Origin of the sequence: Desulfovibrio piger (assembly GCF_900116045.1) — a bacterium.
Taxonomy (GTDB): Bacteria; Desulfobacterota; Desulfovibrionia; order Desulfovibrionales; family Desulfovibrionaceae; genus Desulfovibrio; species Desulfovibrio piger_A.
Window position 1 is genome coordinate 1,006,646 of the sequence record NZ_LT630450.1, and the last position, 21,837, is coordinate 1,028,482.

14 protein-coding genes are annotated in these 21,837 nt (G+C 68.9%); 11 read left to right on the top strand and 3 right to left on the bottom strand.

Annotated features, from left to right (window positions below; genetic code table 11):
• The 8 genes from DESPIGER_RS04755 to DESPIGER_RS04790 all read left to right on the top strand — a co-directional run bounded on the left by DESPIGER_RS04755 (position 1) and on the right by DESPIGER_RS04790 (position 11,573).
• Entirely contained in the window at positions 1-1,068 is a 1,068-nt protein-coding gene (locus DESPIGER_RS04755) for a DUF1848 domain-containing protein (RefSeq protein ID WP_269456896.1), read from the top strand.
• A gap of 180 nt (positions 1,069-1,248) precedes the next feature.
• Positions 1,249-1,890 carry a TetR/AcrR family transcriptional regulator gene (locus tag DESPIGER_RS04760; protein ID WP_231927642.1) on the top strand — a complete coding sequence of 214 codons (642 nt, stop codon included), beginning with the start codon at positions 1,249-1,251 and terminating at the stop codon, positions 1,888-1,890.
• 335 nt (positions 1,891-2,225) lie between these two features.
• Positions 2,226-2,780 (top strand): flavodoxin family protein, encoded by a 555-nt coding sequence (locus DESPIGER_RS04765; RefSeq protein ID WP_072333738.1) that lies wholly within the window; start codon positions 2,226-2,228, stop codon positions 2,778-2,780.
• Between the two features lie 235 nt (positions 2,781-3,015).
• Positions 3,016-3,660 carry a precorrin-8X methylmutase gene (locus tag DESPIGER_RS04770; RefSeq protein WP_072333741.1) on the top strand — a complete coding sequence of 215 codons (645 nt, stop codon included), beginning with the start codon at positions 3,016-3,018 and terminating at the stop codon, positions 3,658-3,660.
• A 6-nt stretch (positions 3,661-3,666) separates the two neighbouring features.
• Positions 3,667-4,911, top strand: coding sequence for a cobalt-precorrin-5B (C(1))-methyltransferase CbiD (gene cbiD, locus DESPIGER_RS04775; protein ID WP_072333744.1), 1,245 nt, complete (start codon positions 3,667-3,669; stop codon positions 4,909-4,911).
• Positions 4,912-4,955: 44 nt separating this feature from the next.
• On the top strand, positions 4,956-6,986 hold the full coding sequence (gene cobM / locus DESPIGER_RS04780; protein ID WP_072333747.1) for a precorrin-4 C(11)-methyltransferase: 2,031 nt from the start codon (positions 4,956-4,958) through the stop codon (positions 6,984-6,986).
• The gene (locus DESPIGER_RS04785) at positions 6,986-8,962 is read left to right on the top strand and encodes a cobyrinate a,c-diamide synthase (protein WP_072333750.1); all 1,977 of its coding nucleotides are present in this window, start codon (positions 6,986-6,988) and stop codon (positions 8,960-8,962) included. Before cobM ends, DESPIGER_RS04785 begins: the two co-directional genes overlap by 1 nt.
• Positions 8,952-11,573, top strand: a complete 2,622-nt coding sequence (locus DESPIGER_RS04790; protein ID WP_072333753.1) for a cobyric acid synthase — start codon at positions 8,952-8,954, stop codon at positions 11,571-11,573. Before DESPIGER_RS04785 ends, DESPIGER_RS04790 begins: the two co-directional genes overlap by 11 nt.
• Before the next feature lie 312 nt (positions 11,574-11,885).
• Here DESPIGER_RS04790 and DESPIGER_RS04795 read toward each other — a convergent pair whose 3' ends face one another.
• Positions 11,886-13,982, bottom strand: coding sequence for a putative bifunctional diguanylate cyclase/phosphodiesterase (locus DESPIGER_RS04795; RefSeq protein ID WP_072333756.1), 2,097 nt, complete (start codon positions 13,980-13,982; stop codon positions 11,886-11,888).
• A 285-nt stretch (positions 13,983-14,267) separates the two neighbouring features.
• Between DESPIGER_RS04795 and DESPIGER_RS04800 the strand changes: the two genes are divergently transcribed.
• A complete protein-coding gene (locus DESPIGER_RS04800) occupies positions 14,268-15,260 on the top strand; it encodes an asparaginase (RefSeq protein WP_072333759.1) in 993 nt (330 codons plus the stop codon).
• A gap of 164 nt (positions 15,261-15,424) precedes the next feature.
• On the opposite strand, the gene DESPIGER_RS04805 is transcribed toward DESPIGER_RS04800, so the two are convergent.
• Positions 15,425-16,789, bottom strand: coding sequence for a 4Fe-4S binding protein (locus tag DESPIGER_RS04805; protein WP_083575308.1), 1,365 nt, complete (start codon positions 16,787-16,789; stop codon positions 15,425-15,427).
• 456 nt (positions 16,790-17,245) lie between these two features.
• Here DESPIGER_RS04805 and DESPIGER_RS04810 point away from each other — a divergent pair, with 456 nt between their 5' ends.
• Together DESPIGER_RS04810 and DESPIGER_RS04815 are read left to right on the top strand one after the other, a co-directional pair.
• Positions 17,246-18,301, top strand: coding sequence for an alcohol dehydrogenase (locus DESPIGER_RS04810; protein ID WP_072333761.1), 1,056 nt, complete (start codon positions 17,246-17,248; stop codon positions 18,299-18,301).
• 613 nt (positions 18,302-18,914) lie between these two features.
• On the top strand, positions 18,915-20,369 hold the full coding sequence (locus tag DESPIGER_RS04815; protein ID WP_072333764.1) for a sodium:solute symporter family protein: 1,455 nt from the start codon (positions 18,915-18,917) through the stop codon (positions 20,367-20,369).
• Between the two features lie 302 nt (positions 20,370-20,671).
• On the opposite strand, the gene DESPIGER_RS04820 is transcribed toward DESPIGER_RS04815, so the two are convergent.
• Positions 20,672-21,808: a hypothetical protein gene (locus tag DESPIGER_RS04820; protein ID WP_072333766.1), complete on the bottom strand. Its 1,137-nt coding sequence runs from the start codon at positions 21,806-21,808 to the stop codon at positions 20,672-20,674.
• Between the last annotated feature and the right edge of the window lie 29 nt (positions 21,809-21,837).

Genomic DNA, 21,837 nt, shown 5'->3' on the forward strand with positions numbered 1-21,837 from the left:
GTGATTTTTCTGTCATTTCACAAAAGCCCCTGCAACGCTCACCATGCGTCATGGAACGTCAAGGCAGGAGAGTCGCCTGCCTCCGCACACAGGCCGCTCCCCTTCCCCTCCCATTTTCCCCTCGTCGTCTCCGCCAGCCGCGCCACGGACATCCCCGCCTTCCACGGGGAATGGTTCATGGCCCGGCTGCGGGCGGGCTTTTGCCGTCGGCGCAATCCCTTCAACAGCCGGCAGGAGAGCCTCATCTCCTTTGCCCGCACACGCGTCTTCGTCTTCTGGAGCAAGCACCCCGCGCCCTTCCTGCCGCATCTGGCGGAGATCGCGGCCACAGGGCGGCAATTCTACTTCCAGTACACCCTCAATGCCTACGAGGCCGAGGGGCTGGAGCCCGGCCTGCCCTCCTTGTGCCGTCGTCTGGAGACGTTCAAGCGGCTGGCGGACACCATCGGCCCGCAGCGGGTCATCTGGCGTTGCGATCCCCTCATCGTGGGCGGCCGTCTGAGCACGGGTTCCCTGCTGGAACGTATCGACCGGCTGGGGCGGGAGCTTTCCCCCTATACGGAAAAACTCGTCTTCAGCTTCGTGGACATGTACCGCAAGACCGCCGCTGCCCTGCGCAGGCTCGATCCGGCCTGCCGCGCGCCCACGACGGACGAGATGCGGGAGCTGGCCCGGGGCATCGCGGCCCTCAACACCGGCTGGCCGCACCGGCTGGAGCTGGCCACCTGCGCCGAAGGCATCGACCTGGGTGCCCTGGGCATCCACAAAAACAAATGTATCGACGATGCCCTCATCCGCCGCCTGTGCCCGCAGGATGCGCTGGTGCAGACGGAGCTCACGCCCCGCCGGCAGCTTTCCCTCCTGCCCGGCAGGGAGGCCGCCACCGCTCCCAGGGATGCGGGCCAGCGCACGGCCTGCGGCTGCATCCCCAGCAAGGACATCGGCGCGTACGACAGCTGCCCCCACTTCTGCGTCTATTGCTACGCCAACCGCTCGGAACAGGCGGTGCGTGCCAACCTGCAACGCTGCCGCCGGCAGCCCGATGCACGGGAATGCCTGCTGCCCTAGACGGCATGCGCCGCGGGGCCGGGGGCATCCACCTGCCGTCAACAAGTTTTATGGCATATTTATTTAGTATAAACTAAAAAATATTTTCTCCCCATCCCTTGCCGTGTTCGGAAAGAGCATTTGAAATTTTTTGCCCCCTGGCCTACACATCATCACAGACCACCAAGCAAAGGAATGCCCATGCCGACGAACCGTCCCCCTGATGCCGCAGCACGCGGCAAAGGCCGCCCGCGCGCCTTCGACCGCGATCTGGCCCTGCACCGGGCCCTGGAGGTCTTCTGGCGGCAGGGCTACGCCCCGGCCTCGGTGGCATCCCTGTGCAAGGCCATGAAGATCAATCCGCCCAGCCTGTACGCCACCTTCGGCAACAAGGCCACGCTCTTCCTGGAGGCCCTGCGCCATTACGAGCAGACCTACTGGGATGCCCCGGCCCGGCGCTTTCTGGCCGCCCCCGACATCTATGCGGCGGTCGGGGATTTTTTCCAGGAAGCCGCGCAGATCCTGCTTTCGCCGGAAACGCCCTGCGGCTGCATGGTGGTCCTGGCGGCCGTCAACATCGCGGCGGACGAAAAAGAGATCATCGAGACCGTCCGCCAGCTCCGGCTGGCCACCAAGCAGATGTTCGCCCAAAGACTCCGCCGGGCCATACAGGACAGACAGATCCCCCCGGATACCGATGTCCCGGCCCTGGCCGGTGCCCTGAACACCCTGCTCGAAGGCCTGTCCCTGCAGGCCCGGGACGGGCTCTTCCAGTCCGAGCTCAAAGCCATCGCGGCCCACGCCGTCCGCATGCTGCCCCCGCGCCTCCCGCAGGCCGGCTAGGCCGCTCCCTCCCCCTGCGCTCCCGCGCTGTCCGCCCTCCTTTGCGCTTCATGCGTTCTCCTGACGCGCCATCCGCGCGCACACGGCGTCACCAAGGTGTTGACATTTTCTTAACAATTATTACAAAAATATCCATGCGGATACGGTCAAAGACCGTCCATCCGCCTGAAGAAGAGGAAACACATGACCGGCCCTTCCCCCGCAGCCCCCTGGAGACGACACCGCCCCGGGAAGGCTGCAGGAGACACGGTCCGGCCTGTCCCGGCAGGATGCGCGCAGCACCCGGCCTCCAGCACAATCACCGTGCCGCGTATGACGGCACAGGAGGAACCATCATGAGCAAGAAGATCCTCATCCTCAACGGCAGTCCCCGCAGCAAGGGCAATACGGCCATGCTGTGCGATGCTTTCAGCGCCGGGGCCCGGAGCGCGGGCCATCAGGTGACCCGCTTCGACCTGCACAAGCTGGACATCCACGGCTGTCTGGGCTGTGTGAAGGGCGGCAAGGACCCCGCAAGCCCCTGCGTGCAGAAGGACGACATGGGGCTCATCTATCCCGTCTACCGGGAGGCCGACCTCGTCGTGCTGGCATCGCCCATGTACTACTGGGGGTTTTCCGGCCAGCTGAAAACGGCCTTCGACCGCCTTTTCGCCGTGGCCGAATGCTTCCCCGGCTATGCCAATCCGCACAAAGAGTGCGCGCTCGTCATGGCGGCCGAGGGTGACAGCGCGGACAACTGGAAGCCCGTGCTGGACTATTACCACGCGCTCCTGGGCTTCCTCGGCTGGAAGGACCGCGGGCAGGTCCTGGCCGGGGGCGTGTTCGAAGCCGGTGCCGTGGCCGGGCAGCCTGTTCTGGACCAGGCGTTCCGCTTCGGCGCCTCGCTGTAGGCCTGTCCCAGGCATGTCCCGTTTTTTCCGTGACGCCGTACCCGCTGCGGCGTCACGGCTCTTTATACGGCCCTGCGTTCCCCCGCGTGTTTGCGCCAGGCAAGATGCCCCTCCGCAAGCGTCTCCGGCCTATGGCGGAAGGCATCCTCCCCCCCTCTTGCGCAGCACGCCGATTTTCTGCATTCTGGTCACGTTTTGCCCGACCTTTCTGACTGCTGTTCAGCAGGATGCCCCCATGAAAACGATTCGCTGGAACATGAGCCCCGCAGAGATCGAGCAGGAGAGCTTCCGCCGCATCGAGGCCGAATGCGACCTGCACCATACCCTGTCCGCCCCGCACTGGCGCGTGGCACGCCGCCTTATCCACACCACGGCGGACATGCACATCGCGGATACCCTTGTCTTCCGTCATGATCCGGTGGCTGCCGGACTGGCCGCCCTGCGCCGCAAGGCCCCCATCTTCTGCGATTCCCGGATGCTGCGCTCCGGCCTGTCCCTGCCCAGGCTGCGCACGCTCCATCCGGGCTACGGCCCTGAAGACCTGCATTGCTACATCACGGATCCCGATGTGGTGGAACGGGCCCGCGCCGAAGGGCATACCCGCGCCCTGTGCAGCGCCGAAAAAGCCCGCCCCCTGCTGGACGGCGGCATCGTGCTCATCGGCAACGCGCCGCTGGCCCTGGCCCGCATCGCCCGCTATATCCTCGAAGAAGGCGTCCGCCCGGCCCTGGTGGTGGGCATGCCCGTGGGCTTCGTCAACGTGGTGGAATCCAAAGAGCTCCTGGCCTGCTGCCCTGTGCCCCAGATCGTGCTGGAAGGCCGTCGCGGCGGCAGCGCCCTGGCCGTCACCACCCTGCACGCCGTCATGGAGAGCGCCTAGACCGTCATGGGCCGCACAAAGCATTCATCCCTGCGCTGGGGCTATTCCACCGGCGCCTGCGCGGCCGCGCTGGCCGTGGCCTGCTGGCAGTCCCTGCGGACGGGCACGCCGCCGGCCGTGGTGCCCGTGCTGTTCGGCGACGGCAGGGAACGCCTCCTGCCCCTGCGTCCGCCCGCTCCGGGCCGCATGGCCGAGATGGTCAAGGACGGCGGCGACGATCCCGACTGCACGCACGGCGCGGTGCTCTTTGCCCGGCTTGCCGCCTGCGCGCCCGCCGATGCCCGGCCGGAGGACCATCGCCTTGACGTGGGGGCGGCCGTGCTCATCCTGCGCGCCGTGGAAGGTATCGGCATCTGTACCCGGCAAGGGCTGGACTGCCCGCCCGGCAAATGGGCCGTCACCGGCGGTCCCCGGCGCCTGCTGGCCGAAAACCTGGCCCGCGCGGGCCTGGCTGGCGGCTGCTGGCTGCTGGAACTGGGCGTGGAGAACGGCGCGGCACTGGCCCGCCATACCCTCAATCCCCGGCTGGGCGTGGAAGGCGGCATCTCCATCCTGGGCAGTACGGGGCTGGTGCGGCCCTACAGCCACGCCGCCTATGTGGAGACCGTGCGCCTGTGCGTCCGGGCCCGGCAGCGCAGCGGCGGCCGCGGGATGGTCTTCTGCACCGGCGGGCGCACCCAGGCGGGAGCCCGGCGCCGGCTGCCCCGCTGGCCGGAAAGCGCCTTCGTCTGCATCGGGGACTTCATCGCCGACAGTCTGGGCATCGCCGCCCGCCACCGGATGCAGGAGGTGGTCGTGGCCTGCATGGCGGGCAAGCTCTGCAAATATGCCGCGGGCTTCGCCAATACCCACGCCCACCAGGTGGAACAGGACATGGCCCTGCTGCGCCGGCAGGTACGGGCCTGCCTGCCCGGAGAGACCGCCCTGCACGAGGCCCTGCGCCACAGCGCCTCCGTGCGCGAGGCCCTGCTCTCCATCCCCGAAGCCGGGCGCCGGCCTGTGCTGCACGGGCTGGCCCGGGCGGCCCTGGAACATTTTTCCCGCCGGGCTCCCGGCGTTGCCTCCCTGCTCCTGCTGGTCTTCGATTTTGACGGTACCTTCCTGTTCGAGGAACGCCTGCTGTGCGCTCCCGGCACGATGGCGGCCCCCCTGCCGCCCCCGGACGACGGCACGGACGACAGCCCGCAGGACATGTCTCCTGACGGACAGGCCCCGGATATCGGCCTGCGCTATTTCATCGACAGGCCCTGACCGCCCGGCGGCCGGGGTCCTTACCCCTCCCTGTGAGTTTGCCCATGAACATGCCCATTGTGGAAATCGTCGGCGCCGGTCCCGGTGCGGAAGACCTCATCACCGTGCGCGGCCTGCGGGCCCTGCAGCAAGCCGATCTGGTGGTCCATGCCGGGTCGCTGGTGGCCCCGGCCCTGCTGCGCCACTGCCGCCCGGACTGCCTTTGCCGGGACAGCGCCTCCATGGATCTGGCGGAACAGGTGGCCGTCATGAGCGAGGCCGCGCTGGCGGGCAAGCGCGTGGTGCGCCTGCACACCGGCGATCCCGCCCTCTACGGCGCCATCGACGAGCAGATCCGGGCACTGGCCGAGCGGGGCATCACCGTCCGCATCACCCCCGGCGTGAGCAGCGTGTTCGCCGCGGCCGCCGCCCTGGGCTGCGAGCTGACCGGCCCGGAAACGGCCCAGAGCGTGGTCCTGACCCGTACGCCCGGCCGCACGCCCATGCCCGCGGGCGAGCAGGCCGCCGCCTTTGCCCGCACAGGGGCCACGCTGGTCTTTTTCCTCAGCACGGGCAAGGTGGCCGGTCTGATGGCGGAATTGCAGGATGCGGGCGGTCTTGCGCCGGATACGCCCGCCGCGGCCGTCTATCGTGCCTCCTGGCCTGACGAGCAGGTCGTGCGCGGCACGGTGGCCGATCTGGCCCGCAAGGTGGACGATGCGGGCTTCCGGCGGCAGGCCCTTATCCTGGTGGGCCGGGCCCTGGCCGCCCCGAAAGCCGTCTCGCGCCTGTACGACGGCGCTTTTTCCCACGGCTACCGCAACAACCTGCCCGACGAGGCCTTCCACGGCACCTGCGCCCTGTACGCCGCCAGCCCGGCGGGACTGGCCCAGGCGCGCACGCTGGCCGCCGCGCTGGCCCAGGGCGGCGCCCCCGCTCCCGTGATCTTCGCCTCATGCCCGGCCGATGACCGGCAGCCCGCCCCCCAGCCTGTGGCCGGCATGGCCGCTGCCCTGGCCGGAGCCCTGCCCCGCTTCGATGCGCACATCATCCTGGGCACGCCCCGGCAGGTCCTGCCCCTGCTGCCTGCCGCCGCCGGGGACGCTGTCGTCATCTGCTGCGCCGAGAGCGGCCGCCATGCCGTCTGCCTGCTGGACGGCCCGCATCATGCCGGGGACCGGCTGACCCGGCGTGTGGCCCGCATCACCGGCGGGCTGGCCATCACCGGCCCGGCGGAAGCGGAGCATGCAAGCGGCACGCCTGATGCGGCCTCTCCGGCAGCTGCCACGGCGCCAGCAGCCTCTTCGCCCCGGCGCGGCGAGGTGCTCGTGGTAGGCCTGGGCTCCGGCGATCCCGCCCAGCTCACGCCCGAAGTGGACGCGGCCCTGCGCCGCTGCGACACCGTGGCCGGATACAGCAGATATGTGGATTTCATCCGCGACCGCATCCGCGGCAAACGGCTCATCGAGACCGGCATGAAGGGCGAGGTGGAACGCTGCCGCGACGCCCTGGCCGCTGCCGCTGCCGGGGCCACGGTCTGCATGGTCTGCTCCGGTGACCCGGGCATCCTGGCCATGGCCGGGCTGCTGTTCGAGCTGCGCGCCCGCGAGCAGGCCTTCAGCGCCCTGCCCATCCGGGTGCTGCCCGGCATCACGGCGGCCAGCACGGCCGCCGCCGCGCTGGGGGCCCCCCTGCAGAACGGTTTTTCGCTGGTCAGCCTTTCCGACCTTCTGGTGCCCGCTGACGAGGTGCGCCGCAACCTGCGGGCCGTGGCGCAGTCGGCCCTGCCCGTGACCCTTTACAATCCTGCCGGGCGCAAGCGCCGCCGGCTGCTGGCCGAGGCCCTGGAGATCTTCCGCGAAGCGCGTGGCGGCGACATCCTCTGCGCCTTCGTGCGCCATGCCGGCCGCCCGGAAGAGACGCGCTGGATCGGCCGTCTGGCCGACCTGCCCGCCGATGACGTGGACATGTCCACGCTGGTGCTCATCGGCAGCGCACGCACGGTCACGGATCAGGGCGCACTGTTCGAGGCCCGCGGCTATGCGGAAAAATATCTGGACAAGGACGCGCCCGCGTCCGCCGCGGACGGTCGCTGATGCGGGACTTCCATGCCTTTTGTCTGGCCGCTCCCCGTTCCGGCGAGGGCAAGACCGCCGTGGCCGTGGCCCTGATGCGGGCCCTTGCCCGCCGGGGCCTTGCCGTGCAGGGCTGCAAATGCGGGCCGGATTACATCGACCCCACCTTCCATGCCCTGGCCACCGGCCGCCCGGCCTGCAATCTGGATACCTGGATGATGGGCGAGGCCGGTGTGCGCGCCCAGTGGCGGGCCGCCGTGCGGGGAGCCGATGCCGCTGTCTGCGAGGGCGTCATGGGCCTGCTGGACGGCCGCTCCCCGGACGATCTTTCCGGCAGCACGCTGGATTGCGCCCGTGTGCTGCATCTGCCCGTGCTGCTGGTGGTCAGCGTGCGGGGCATGGCCGCCTCCCTGACGGCGCTGGTGGAAGGTTTCCGCCAACAGGCGGCGCGTCATGGCGTCCGGCTGGCGGGCGTCATCGCCAACAATGCCGGCAGCCCGCGCCATGCGGATATTCTGCGTCAGGCGCTGGAAAAGGCCGGGCTGCCGCCCCTGCTGGGCGCCCTGCCCCGCCACGAGGCCTGCCGTATCCCCGAACGGCAGCTGGGCCTGCTGCCCGCCGCTGAAAGCCATTGCGATACGGCGTGGACGGACCGCCTGGCGGAACTGGCGGAAAACCATATGGATCTGGACCGCCTGCTGGCCCTGACGCGCCGGCCCCGGCCTTCAGAGGCCCCCCTGCCCGCCCCCGGGCAACGGCACCGGCGCCTGGCTGTGGCCCGGGACGAGGCCTTTTGCTTTTATTACCGCGCCAACGAGGACGCCCTGCGCGCCCGCGGCTGGGAACTGGTCCCCTTCTCGCCCCTGCGGGATACGGCCCTGCCGCCGCAGACGGATGCCCTGTATCTGGGCGGCGGCTACCCGGAGGCCTTTGCCGCCCGGCTGTCCGCCAATACGGCCATGCGCACCGCCATCAGGGATTTCGCTGCCGCTGGCGGCGAGATCTACGCCGAGTGCGGCGGCTACATGTATCTGTGTTCCGGTCTGGAGGCCGCCGCCGAAGGTCACGGTCTGGACGGCGAGCGCCGTGTCTGGCCCATGTGCGGCGTGCTGGAGGCCACGGCCCGTATGGGGCGGGGCCTGCGCTCGCTGGGCTACCGCGATGTCCGCTTCACGGGGGGCGCGCCCCTGGGCCTGCCCCTGGAGACCTGCCGGGGCCACGAGTTCCACTGGTCGCACATCGAGCCGCACCGGCCTTACGCCCCCCTCTATGACGTCACGGACCGTACGGGCACCCGCCCCGAAGGGGTGCATCACGGCAATGTGCGGGCGGGCTATGTGCATCTTTACTGGGGCGGCCTGGCCGATGCGGCCGCTGACGGGAAGACGGAGGCGGCCCCTGCCGCTCCGGCCCCCCCCAGGACCGCCGGACAGGTCATCCTGCTCAACGGCCCCTCCAGCGCGGGCAAGAGCACCCTGGCCCGCGCCCTGCAGGAAAAGCTGCTGGCCGACCACGGCCGTCACAGCATCATCCTGTCCATGGACGACCTGCTGCGGGCCTGCCCCGGCCGTCCGGGGGCCCTGCTGCAGGGGCTGGCCGCCACGGGCCTGCCCCTGACCGCCATCCTGCACGCGGCCACGGCCGAGGCCGCGCATGCCGGGGCATGGGTCATCGTGGACCATGTGCTGGGTGAGCGCCCGGACTGGATAACCGACCTGTGGCAGCGCCTGCGGGGCATCCCCGTCCTGCCCGTGCAGGTCTGCTGCGAGCTGGCCGAACTGGAGCGCCGGGAAAAAAGCCGTACCGACCGCGCGCCGGACTGGCCCCATGCCGCCCGGCAGGCGCGGGACATCCACACGCCCCTGCCCGGTGAGCTGCGTGTGGATACCAGCCGCACCAGCCCGGAACACTGCGCGGCCCGCATCCTTTCCGTCCTTGCCCTTCACGGCAAGGCCATGCCCTCACCGACCCTTGAGGAGGATCCCCATGAAGCCTGAGGCACACGGCGGCGACCGGCTGCGCATGGCCGCACTGGCCGGGCGCGCCCCTGACAGCCTGCTGGATTTCAGCGTCAACGTCCGTCCCGAAGGCGCGCCGGAATTCCTGCGTCTGGCCCTGTGCCGCGCCCTGGACCAGATCTCGGCCTATCCTTCCCCCCATGCGGAAGAGGCCACGGAGGCCGCCGCCCGCGTCTACGGCCTGCCCGCGGACTGTTTCGTATTCGGCAACGGCAGCAATGAACTCATCCACCTGCTGGCCCGTGTCCTCAAGGAGGAGGGCATCCCCTGCGCTGCCGTGATCGAACCGGCCTTCAGCGAATACGCCCTGGCCTGCGGCCTGGCCGGGCTGGAGGTACGCCATCTGGACGGCGGCGTGCGCCGTGACGGGGACAGTGACGAGGCCATGCTCCGGCGGCTGCTCTCCCTGCTGGCGGACGTCCCGGCCCGGGCTGCCGTCTGGCTGGCCAATCCGGGCAATCCTTCCGGCTCTTTTCTGCCGCCCGCTTCCTGCCGCCGTCTGCTGGAGGCCCGCCCCGACCTGCTCTGGATCATCGACGAAGCCTTTGCCGCCTATGCGGGCCCCGACGACGTTTCTTCCCTCATCCCGCAGCTGCCGGACAATGCCGTGCTGCTGCGCTCCCTGACCAAGTTCCATGCCGTGCCCGGCGTGCGCCTGGGCTACTTGGTCACGCGGGCGGAACGGGCACGGCGATGGCGCGGACGGCTGCCCGCCTGGAGCGTCAACGCCTTCGCCCTGGCCGCCGCACAGGCCGTTCTGGCGGACACCTCGGACTTTGCCGAACGGACACGGGACGAGAACCGCCGCCGTCGCGAACATTTGTGCGCCTGCCTGCGCGGCGTGCCCGGCATCACGGTCTTCCCCTCGCTGGCCAACTATGTGCTGTTCCGCTGTGCACAGGCCCCGGCGGACCTGTATGCCCGCCTGCTGCGGGAATACGGCATCGCCGTGCGCGACTGCTCCAATTATCGCGGCCTGGAGGACGGCAGCTGGTTCCGGGCCGCCGTACGGCTGGAAGAAGACCACCAGCGGCTGGCCGATGCCCTGCGCGGCATCCTGCATCCCGCCGCGCCCGTGCCGCCGCGCCCGCGCCCCCGCTGCCCTGCCCTCATGCTGCAGGGCACGTCCTCCGATGCGGGCAAGAGCATCCTGGCCGCCGCCTTTTGCCGCATCCTGCGGCAGGACGGCTTTGACGTGGCCCCGTTCAAGGCCCAGAACATGTCCCTCAATTCCGGGGTGACCGCCCTGGGCGAAGAGATGGGGCGCGCCCAGATCGTCCAGGCCCAGGCGGCCCGCATCGATCCCGAGGCCCTCATGAACCCCGTGCTGCTCAAACCGCATTCGGAGACCGGATCACAGGTCATCGTGCTGGGCAAACCGGCGGGGCACATGCAGGCCCGCGAATACTTCCGCTACAAGGCCGGGCTCTGGCAGACCGTGCGCGATGCCTATGACACGCTGGCCCGACGGCATGAGGTCATGGTCCTGGAAGGGGCAGGCAGCCCCGGCGAGGTGAACCTCAAACAGCACGACATCGTCAACATGCGCATGGCCGCCCATGCGCGGGCCTCGGTGCTGCTGGTGGGCGATATCGACCGCGGCGGGGTCTATGCCTCGCTGCTGGGCACCTGGATGACCCTGGAGCGGCAGGAGCGCTCCCTGCTGGCGGGCTGGCTCGTCAACAAGTTCCGGGGCGACGCCTCCTTCCTGGAACCGGCCCACGCCTATGTGCGGCAGGCCACCGGCATCCCGGTGCTGGGCGTCATCCCCTGGCTGCGCGACATCAACATCCCCGACGAGGACATGGCGGGCTTTCCCTGGTCGCAGGCGGCGGACACCACGCCGCCCCCGCCCGGCATCCTCGACATCGCCGTGGTCATGCCCCGGCATGTGTCCAACTTTACGGACATGACGCCCCTGGCCGCCGAACCGGACGTGCGCCTGCGGGCCGTGCGGCGGGCCGAAGACTGGGGGCAGCCCCATGTGGTCATCCTGCCCGGCACCAAGAGCGTGGCCGCCGACCTGGCCGCGCTGCGGGCCGAAGGCCTGGCCGACCTCATCTGCCGCCATGCGGCCCGGGACGGCTGGCTGCTGGGCATCTGCGGCGGGCTCCAGATGCTGGGACGCGCCATCCTCGACCCGCTGGGGCTGGAGTCAGCCGCGCCTTCCGTGCCCGGCCTCGGGCTCATGGATCTGGAATCCACCTTTGCGGCGGACAAGACGCTGGTCAGCGTGCGCCGGGCGGCCACGCCGCTGCCGGTCATGACCGGCGGCTACGAGATACATCACGGCCAGACCCGGCACGGCCCGTCGGCCCTGCCCCTTTTCGTGCGTGAGGGCGAAGGCGCCCCGGAAGAACGTGTCTGCGGCTATGTGAGCGGCCGCCGCTGGGCCACCTATCTGCACGGCCTGTTCGATGACGACACCTTCCGCCGTGCCTGGCTGGACCATGTTCGGCGGGATGCTGGCCTGGAGCCGCAGGGCCGCCAGCTGGTGCGCTGCGATCTGGAAGCCTCGCTGGACCGCCTGGCCGACGTGGTGCGCCAGAACGTGGACCTGAAGGCCATCTATCAATGTCTGGGCCTGTAGGGGCGGCGTCGTCCCCGCCGTTGCAGCCCTTGTCGCTGATGCCCTTGAGGCCGTTGATGTCCGGGAAGATGATGCCGATGCCGGCACCCTGCCTGCGCATGTCGCGCTGGAAGGCATTGTTGAAGATGCCGGTCAGCTGGTCATGGCAGCTGCCGTCACGGGATGACCGGGGCGCGGCACACGGATGCCGCCGTCACCGGGAAAGAACGTCAGGGCCACCCGCCTTGCGGATGGCCCTGATCGTGCGCCTCCGGCCGCGCAGCCGGCTGGGAGCCGTGCCCCGAAGGCCCCCGGTTTCCTCTCCGGCCGTCGTCAGGCCAGAAAGGAGACGAAATCCTCCACGGGCAGCGGCGGACTGAGCAGATAGCCCTGGACCACGGGACAGCGCAGCCTGCGCAGGATCTCCAGCTGTTCCCTGGTCTCCACGCCCTCGGCGACGGTACGGATGCCCATGTCCCCCGCGGCCTCGATGACCAGACGCAGCAGACGCTGCCGTTTGTCGCTGTCGCCCAGGTCATCCATCAGGCTTTTGTCCAGCTTGAGCTCATCGAAGCCCAGACGCGCCAGGGTCATGAGATTGGCGTAGGCCACGCCGAAATCGTCGATGGCCACCCGGAACCCCCTGGCCCGGATACTGTCCACAGCCTGCTGAAAGGCATGGTAATCCTCCGTACTGGCCGTTTCCGTGACCTCCACCTGCAACAGTCCGGCCGGGATGCCGTGATCCTGCCTGATCTTCTCCAGCCTGCCGGCCACCTCGGGGAAGGCCAGGGTCGTGCGGGAAAAATTCACGGACAGGGGCACCAGCGTCCTGCCCTCATCCCGCCAGCGGCTCAGGCAGGCGCAGACCTTGCCGAACACATGCAGGTCCACCTGCGGCATGGCATAGAGGGATTCCAGCAGGGGGATGAACTGCATGGGCGGGATGACCTTGCCATCGCTCATCAGGCGCAGCAGGATCTCGCCGCCGACCACGGCCCCGTCCTCCACCCGGAACTGGGGCTGGCAATACAGGATGAAAGCGTCCGAGGCCAGCAGCTCGTCCAGACGGCCGGGCCGGGCCAGCTCAAGGACATCGTCCAGCCCGCTCCGGTAGCGTCCGCTCCGGGGCGAAGAACGGTAAAAATCCCGCTTGGCGGCAAACATCCGGGCATCGGCGGCCACCAGGCCCGCAACCGCATCCTCCCCGCGACGCACCCAGGCGCAGCCCACGGAAGCGGTAAAGCCCAGTGTCCCGGCGAACAGGGAACGGACCCGTTCCACATCCCTGCGGAATGCCTGCTCGTCACCCTCCTGCCACAGCAGGGCGAACTCGTCACCGCCCATGCGGTAGACGGCCGTATCCGGCAGCAGCTCATGGACGGAACGGCTCACCGCGGTCAGGGCGGCGTCCCCGCCGTTGTAGCCCTTGCCGTCGTTGATGTCCTTGAGGCCGTTGATGTCCAAAAAAATGATGCCGACGTCGGCATCCTGCTTGTGCACGTCGCGCTGGAAGGCATTGCGGTTGAAGACGCCGGTCAGCTGGTCATGGTAGCTGAGGAAATGCAGCTTGCGCAGCAAATCCCGCCGCCACAGGGAGGAACTGAGGAAAAATTTCATGGACGACAGCAGCACCCGGGACGAATCGACACGTCCGGGCTCCAGGTTGTCCACCCCCACGAAGCCGCGCAGGGTCTTGCCGTTCCAGAGCGGGAACACCAGCAGGGAATGGATGTCCTGACGTTTGAGCTCGGCGTATTCGTCGGGGCTGGTCAGGCGCAGGCTTTCCGGGTCCGTGATCAGGATGGGCTGATGGGCATGGAAATTGGGCATCCAGCGGTCGATGACCCCCACGGGGACATTGGCCAGGGACTCCTTTTGCGGCACCACGCCCTCACGGCACCATTCAAAGGTATTGCGGACGACATCCTCGACGAACTCAAAGATGTAGGCCCTGTCAGCATGCAGATATTCGCCTATGGCGGCCAGCACGTCGTCGATCATGACCGGAAGGTCCGCATCCTGCCGGTACAGCTTGCGGACGCAGTGGTTGATGAAGTTCTGCAGGGAAAGGTTCCTGTCCAGCTGTTCCTGCAGGCGCATATGCTCCGTGATGTCCGTGGCGATCTCTGTCCTGACCTGCCTGCCGTTGAACTCGCAGATGCTGTCGCTCAGTATGAAATGGCGCCTGACGAGCGGGTTGTAGAACTTCCAGACATAGCAGCCGTCCTGGGAAAGCTTGCTGTTGGTGCAGAAAGGACAGGGGGACTGCCGTCTCTGGAGGATCTCGTGGCACTTGCCCCGCAACCCCTGGGGGATGTGGAACTCTTCTGCCAGCGCCCTGTTGTAGTAGAGCAGCTCGTAGGTCTCCATATCGGCGATGTAGACCAGTTCCTGCAGGTTATCCAGAATCTTTTCATGCATGCTCATGAGGCTACCCGGAAGGATGGATGGAAAATGCGGGCTCGGCGGCGAACGGCCATAAACGGATTTTGATACCACGGGGCGGATGGGGCGTAAAGAACGGATTTTTATACCACGGGCGGATGAGGCATGAGGAAGGGAAACGCCCTCAGCCGCTGCCGGGAAAAACATCCCTCCCCCGCCCTCTCCTTGAGCAATCCCCGCAAGTCGGATACAAGTCTCCCGTTGCCGCCATCCGGGGCGGCTCCCGGCTGCTGTTCCCTTTTTTCTGCAAGACATACGGGATCCTCCATGTCAAAAGTCGTCATCATCACCACCGGCGGCACCATCGCCATGCAGCATGACAGCCTGACCGGCGCGGCCGTGCCCGCTGTCAGCGGCGCGGACCTCGTCCGGGCCATCCCCGGCCTGGGCAGCGTCTGCGATCTGGAAGTGCGCGAGTTCGACAACCTGCCGAGCCCGGCCATCACCCCCGACCATATGTTCCGCCTGGCGGTCATGGTCCGGCAGTATCTGGCCAGGGACGACGTCAGCGGCGTCGTCATCACCCACGGTACGGACAGTCTGGAAGAAAGCGCCTATTTCCTCGACCTTTCCCTGGAAGGCCACAAGCCTGTCTGTTTCACGGCGGCCATGCGCTCCGGTGACGAACTCAGCCCCGACGGGCCGCGCAACATCCTGGCGGCCGTGCGTGTGGCGGCCGCCCGCCCGGCCCGCCACATGGGCAGCCTTGTGGTCATGAACGAACAGATACACGCCGCCCGCGAAGTCACCAAGACCCACGCCGCCAATGTGGCCACCTTCCAGTCCCCCTGGTGGGGCCCCCTGGGCGTGGTGGACGGCGACAGGGTCATCTTCCGCAGGGCCCAGCTGGGCCGGCAGACCTTTTTGCCCCACAGCCTGTGCAAAAAAGTCGACCTCATCAAACTGGTCACCGGCTCTGACGCGGCCTACCTGGACTTTGCCGTCTCGCGCGGTGTGGACGGCATCGTGGTGGAAAGCTTCGGCCGCGGCAACGTGCCCCCCCATGTGATACCCGGCATCGCGCGCGCCCTGGAAAAAGGGGTCATCGTGGTCAACGCCACCCGCACGGGCGGCCGCGTGCTGGACGAATACGGCTACGAGGGCGGCATGCTGCAACAGCACAGGATGGGGGTCATCATGGCCGGGGAACTGAGCGCCGCCAAGGCCCGCCTCAAACTGCTGCTCATCCTCAGCCAGTACGGCCCCGACGGCCGTCCCGATCCCGCGGAAGTGGCCCGGTACTTCGAGCACAGCATGTGAGCCCGGCGCCCCTTGACGGCGTATCCCGGCACTGCGCAAGGCGCACCCGCTGACGAAACAACGGGAGGACGGCCACACCGGCCGTCCTCCTTTTTCATACGCGAAAAGCGGGAAAAGAGGTCAGGGAGACACGCGGGATTTGCCGGGAGCCCCCAGGAGCTGTGTCAGACACGCCCCATGAAGAGGAAGAGCGTGTGCAGGACACTCAGCGAACAGAGCAGCGCCTGTTCCACCCCCGCCCCGCCCTGTCCGCAGCACCGGATCTCCAGGGCCCCGTGACGGCAGACGGACAGGCAGTCCCGGCACAGGGTGCAGCGCCAGTCCGGCCCGGAGACCGTGCCGGGGCCGTCCAGACGCAGGGCCCCGTAACGGCAGGCCCGCGCGCAGGCCCCGCATCCCGTGCAGCGCCCGTTCCGGCGCAGACGCCACGGAGACAGGCGCCCCAGCAGGTTGGCCGTCAGCCCCAGCGGACAGATGCCGCAACAGTACACGGGGATGCCCAGACGCCGGTTCAGCCGGAGGGCACAGGGCAGCAGGGCCAGCCCCAGCGCCAGGGCAAGGACCAGCGCCCAGGGCCACGGCAGCCCGGCAAGGCGCAGCCCCGGGGGCAGGAGCAGGCTCATGGCCAGCAGGACCCAGCGGACCTTGCGCCAGACCGCGGGCACGCCCCGGCCGCTGCGGGGCCCGGCATCCGCCGCCCGGGCGTCCCAGACCCCCAGATAGCACAGATGGCTGCACCACGCGCTGCCCGCCAGCAGCAGCGAGACCGCGAACAGCCCGGGCATGAAGAGCGAGCCCCCGCCCCGGTACAGCGGGCCGGAGAGGATGAGCCCCGGCACGGGCAGGTGCGGCACGCCCTGCAAAAGGAACAGGCTGTGCAGGAAAAGGCCCGCCAGCAGCTGTGCGAAAAACACGCAGGAAAACAGCAGCCAGATGCGCCGCCGCCATACCGGGGCCCGCCGCCTGTCCGCAAGCCAGCCATAGACCAGGCCCGCCCACAGACCGGCCAGCAGGGCCTGCCCCGCTCCCCAGCCCGGCACGAGCCGGTGCAGCAGCAAAAGATCAGGGCGCAGCCCGTCCAGCAGCAACAGCAGGGCCGAGACCAGCAGGCAGGCCAGTGCCTGGGCCCGGGGACCGGGAGCCTCGGTGCTGCGGCAGGGACGGCTGCGCAGGGCGGCGGCCGCCAGCAGGGTCAGCGCGGCCACAGCGCCCAGTATGCAGACCATCCTCAGCCAGTCCTGCCCCAGTTGCAGACGCCAGCGGGCCAGGGCCAGCGTCGTCATGCCCCATTCCGCGGCCAGTCCCGCAAGCAAGACCGCGGCACTGCGCCGCAGCCAGGCCGCCGGTCGCCAGAGCAGCCCGGCCCAGGCCAGACAGACAAGCACAAGGCCATGCTGCCCGCCGCGGTAAAAATGGGCTGCCCCCAGCACGAAGGCCAGCGAGGCCCCTGCCAGCGCCGCGCGGCCCTTCCACTTTCCCGTTTGGGGATGATCCGGGGGAGCTGCGTCCGCCCGCGTGATCCTTTCCATGATACCCCTCCTGCGTGTTTTTTCCGTCCGCACATGGGACGGCCTGTCGTTCGTCCGCTGTCACGTCCCACAGCCTCCCGCCAGCGGTGGAGCAGGCCCATCCTACCACAGCTTCCGCCCACGGGCTGTGCCCGCGGCCACAAGCGGGAAAGGCAGCACCGTTACGGGACAGGCCCACAGCAAAGGAGAGGCCGTGACCGGCCATGCGTTCCATGCCCGAAAAGCGGCCGGGACCATCCCCGCCTGCCGGCAAACGCCCGCTGCCCGGGCGAGCGCATCGCCGCCGTCCTGCTTCCGGCCCGGCACACCGCCCTTGCGGGCCTTGGTCCGAAGCGCCGCCGTAGCCTGCGGCTCCCTTCCCGGCAGGCCGATCCGTGGCGGGGAACCTTTACACACCGCCCAAAGCCCGCCATAGTGGACGGACATGACGGCTGCATGTCCGCACAAGGAGGGCTTATGGCTGAAACCATGCATGCACTGGTCTATCACGGCACCAACGACCTGCGGCTGGAGGAGCGCCCCCTGCCGCAGCTGCGGGATCCGCGTGACGCCATCGTCAAAGTGGAACTTTCCAGCATCTGCGCCAGTGACCTGCATATCCGCAACGGCGCGGTGCCCCGTGCCCTGCCCGGCACGGTGCTGGGGCACGAATTCGTGGGCGAAGTGGTGGCAACGGGCCGCGAGGTGCGCAAGGTGCGCCCCGGCCAGCGGGTGGCCGCCAATGTGGAGACCTTTTGCGGCACCTGCTGGTTCTGCCGCCGGGGCTACGTCAACAACTGCCGCCACGGCGGCTGGGAGCTGGGCTGCCGCATCGACGGCTGCCAGACCGAATACGTGCGCGTGCCCTTTGCGGACAACGGCCTCGACCCCATCCCTGATGCCCTGTCCTATCAGGACGTGCTGCTGGTGGGCGACGTGCTGGCCAGCGGTTATTTCGGCGCGGAACTGGCCGCCATCCGCCCCGGCGACAGCGTGGCCGTGCTGGGGGCCGGGCCTGTGGGCCTGTGCGCCATGCAGTGCGCGCGCCTGTTCGGTCCCGCGCAGGTCATCGCCGTGGACATCCTGCCCGGCCGTCTGCACCTGGCGCAGGAGCGCGGTTATGCCGACCTGACGCTCGACGCCGCCGCGGACGACGTGGAGGCGCGCATCCTTGAGGCCACCGGCGGACTGGGCGCCGATGCGGTCATCGAATGCGCGGGCGGGCGCGATACCTTCCAGACCGCCTGGAAAGTGGCCCGGCCCAATGCCACCGTGGCCGTGGTGGCCATGTATGAGGAAGCGCAGAGCCTGCCCCTGCACCTGATGTACGGCAAGAACCTGACCTTCCGTACCGGCGGCGTGGACGCCACCCACAGCGCGGAGCTGATCCGCCTCATCGAGCGCGGCCGCATCGACACCAATCCGCTCATCACCCACAGCCTGCCCCTGAACAAGATCCTGGAAGGCTACCGTATTTTCGAGCAGCGGCAGGACGACTGCATCAAGTGCGCCATCACGCCCTGGAAGCGCTGACCGCGCCTGACCTTCCGTGCACGAGGGCCCTGCGGGGCCCTTTTCCATGCCCGATCGCGCCCCCCTGACCGTAGGCCACCTCTTGCCGGCTGCCCTGCCCCCGGGGCCGTCCTCCTGCCGTCCGCATCCCGGGCCGCAGGCCCCATGATGGGGCTCCCCGCCTGCGACCGCATGTCCCGGGTCCGGCACCCTCTGCCGCCCTTTCCGCCTGGCGCGTGTCCGCCGCCGCAGGCCGTCATCCTGCCGCCGCCCCGGCCTGTCCGGCACGCTCCCCACCGTACCGGCAGCCCGCCGCACGGCGGGCCCCTGCCCGGGCCGCTCCCCGGGACCGTGCCGACATGCGCCGCCTGCTTCGCCCGCGCACGGCAGCTCCCCCGCCCTTTCTTCCTTCACAGGCCAAAAGGGACTTGCCTCGGGGCGGGGATTCTGTCTAGGCTGATATCGTTAGGAGGCGGCCCCTGCCGCCCCCGTCAGACCGTAACCGGAGTTGCGTATGGAACTGTTTTCCGTTCTGGGACTGGCGGATGCGCCGGTGCTGCTGGCGGTGCTCTCGCTGCTGGCCGCGCTGGTGCTTTCCCTCTTCAGCCTGATCCGTCAGGGAAGGGGGCGCTAGATGCTGGCCGATGTCCTCATCTGGGGCGGCTACATCGCCCTGTTCATCTGGCTGTCCCGCAAGGGCAGCGGGCACGATGTCATGGTTTCGGGCCGCGTGGGTTTCGGCATCCAGGCCTTTGCCTATGTGGCCACCTATATCTCCGCCGTGGCCCTGGTGGGCTTTGGCGGGCTGGCCTATGCCTACGGCATGCAGATGCTGCTGGTGGCCGCCGGCAACGTCTGGCTGGGGACATGGATCGTCTACCGCTATCTGGCCTGGCCCACCCGCCTGTGCCAGCGCAACCTGCAGGCCCGCACTCCGGTGCAGCTGCTGGCCAACGGCCACCGCAGCCCCCTGCTGGGGCGCTGCCTGGCCCTGGTCTTTGCCGTGTTCCTGGGCGTCTATGCCTCGGCCGTCATCAAGGGCGCGGCCCTGCTGCTGGCCCAGATCATGCCCGTGCCCGTCTGGCTGCTGGTCTGGATCGTGGCCCTGCTGGTGGCGGCGGCCATCTATATGGGCGGCCTGCGCGGCGTGCTCTATACCGAGGCCATGCAGGGCTTCGTCATGCTGGTGGGCATCTGCATGCTGACCGTGGCCGTGTTCGACAAGGTGGGCGGCCCGCTGGAGGGCATGGCCCGGCTGGCGGAGCTGGCGCCCACCGCAACGGCCAATACCGGCTTCGTCTCGCTGGCCGACGGCGGGCAGGGCTGGTTCATCATCTCGCTGGTCATCGTCACGTCCGTGGCGGTCTGGGCCCAGCCCCAGATGATCCAGCGCCATTTCGCCCTCAACTCCGCCCGGCAGGTCAACCGCATCACGCCGCTGGCCATGCTGGTGCTGACCGTGCTGGTGGGCGGCGCCTACTATGTGGCCAGCCTGGCCCGCCTGTTCATGCCCGAGGTGGCCTCGCCCGATGACGTCATGCCCGCCCTGGTCAAGATGCTGCTGCCCGACATCGGCCTGCAGCTCTTCGTGCTGGCCATCGTCTCGGCCTCCCTGTCCACGGCCACGGCCATCTTCCACATCGCCGTGGCGGCCATCGCCGAAGACCTGCCGGGCCGCAAGACCTCGCGCGGCATGTGGGTCGCGGGCATCGTCTTCTGCGTGCTGCTCAGCGGCGGCTGTGCCCAGATCAAGGGGCAGATCATCGCCATGCTCTGCACCACCAGCTGGAGCATCGTGGGCTCCACGGTGCTGGTGGCCTATGTGGCCCTGGTGCGCTTCGGCAAGCGCAGCGGCCTGGCCGCCTGGTGCAGCTGCTGTGCGGGCTTCGTGAGCTGCATGCTCTGGTACCTCATGACGCACCCGCAGTTCGCCATCCTGCCCATGCCCTGGCCCTCGCTGGCCACGGTGCCGCCCTTTTTCGTGGGCTTCGCCTTCTCGCTGGCCGGCTGGGGGCTCGGCTGGGCCCTGGACGGCGAAGGCCGCCGGAATTCCTCTTTCTGGCCCGCGGGCATGAAGCCCGGGATGTAGATGCAGCTTTTTGAACACGAAAAGGGGCCCTTTGCGGTGCTGTCGATGCCTGCAACGCGTCTTCGTCGCCAGCGGACACGGCCCTCACCACGCCCCGCCATACGGGGGAGCTGTCCGGCATGATGACAGTCTGCCCTGCCCAAAGATACAAAAAAAGACCGGTGGCCCGCAGCAGGGGCGCCGGTCTTTTTTTTGTCCGTCGCGGTTCTTGTCGGCCGTATCCGTGGTTGCCGCATCCCTTCCAGGAGATACGGACAAAAACGGATGGCCCCTTCCCGCTTCCGGCCATGCGCGTCGCCGCCTCAGGCCGTCGTGCCGTCCTGCTTTTTCCGCAGCCATGCGGTCCGTACCGCATGCAGCAGGGCCAGATGCCCGGGGATGACATCCTGCCGCCGGAAATGCCGCACCACTGTGGCCCGGGCCGCGCGGGAGAGCCGTGCCAGTTCCTGCGGCCGCCCAAGGGCCGCCGCCAGCGTGGGCACAAGGAGCGCCGCATGGCACCAGAGGCAGCCCCCGCCCGCACGCAGCAGGGGCCAGCCTGCCGCATCCCCGGCCAGCACCGGCACCACGCCGCAGCTCATGGCTTCCAGCAGCACCGGTGCGGAAAGGCACGAGGCCTCCGGCGCCGTGATGACGGCCGCCGTGCGGAGCAGATCCCGGTAGGCCCGCAGGGAGAGCCGCTCCGGCATGCTCACGCCCGGCGGCAGGGCGGTGGCGAGGGCCGCCAGACGCTCCCGCCCTGTGGCGCTTTCGCACAGCAGGGTCAGACGGCACTCCGGCCTTTGGTCCAGCAGGTTTTCCGCCAGGCGCAGCAGCCGCCCCGCGTCCGCGGCATCCCGGACGGCACAGAGCACCTGCCCGTCCCCTTCTGCCCGGCGGCAGGCCCCGTCCCCGGCAGGGGCAAAATAGTCCGTATCCACCGGATACGGCAGGGTCACGGCGCCCCGCTGTTCCAGATCGCGGCTTTCCGCTTCTGCCGCCAGCCTGATGACCAGATCGCTCTGCCGCATCTGGCGGCATTGCAGCAGATGGCGGACAAGGCCCCGCCCGTCGGCAGCCAGCCCGTCGGACGGCAGCCCTTCCGCAAAGCAGACCGCGAACGTGTCGGGGAACGCGTCCCTGAGAAACAGCCCCTGCTCCAGCGCCGAAGAAAGCAGTACCATATCCGGCACAAAGCCGCTCTGCCGCAGCAGGCGGAAGGCCTGCAGGGCCTGCCGGCCCGTCTCCACGGCCCTGTCCAGCACCGTGCCCGCCCCATCCCCGGCAAGACGGCGGGACCGGGAAGGCGAAAGCACCACATGCCGCACCCCGGGCACACTGAAATCCCGTCTGCCCCGGCAGGAGGCGAACAGGATCTCGTGCCCGGGCTGCGCGGCAAAGGCCGCCAGCAGCGGCCCCAGGTCCCCCGGGAAGGTGTGGTTGATGAACAGGATGCGCATGGGTGTGTTCTGGAAGGGATGTTGCACGG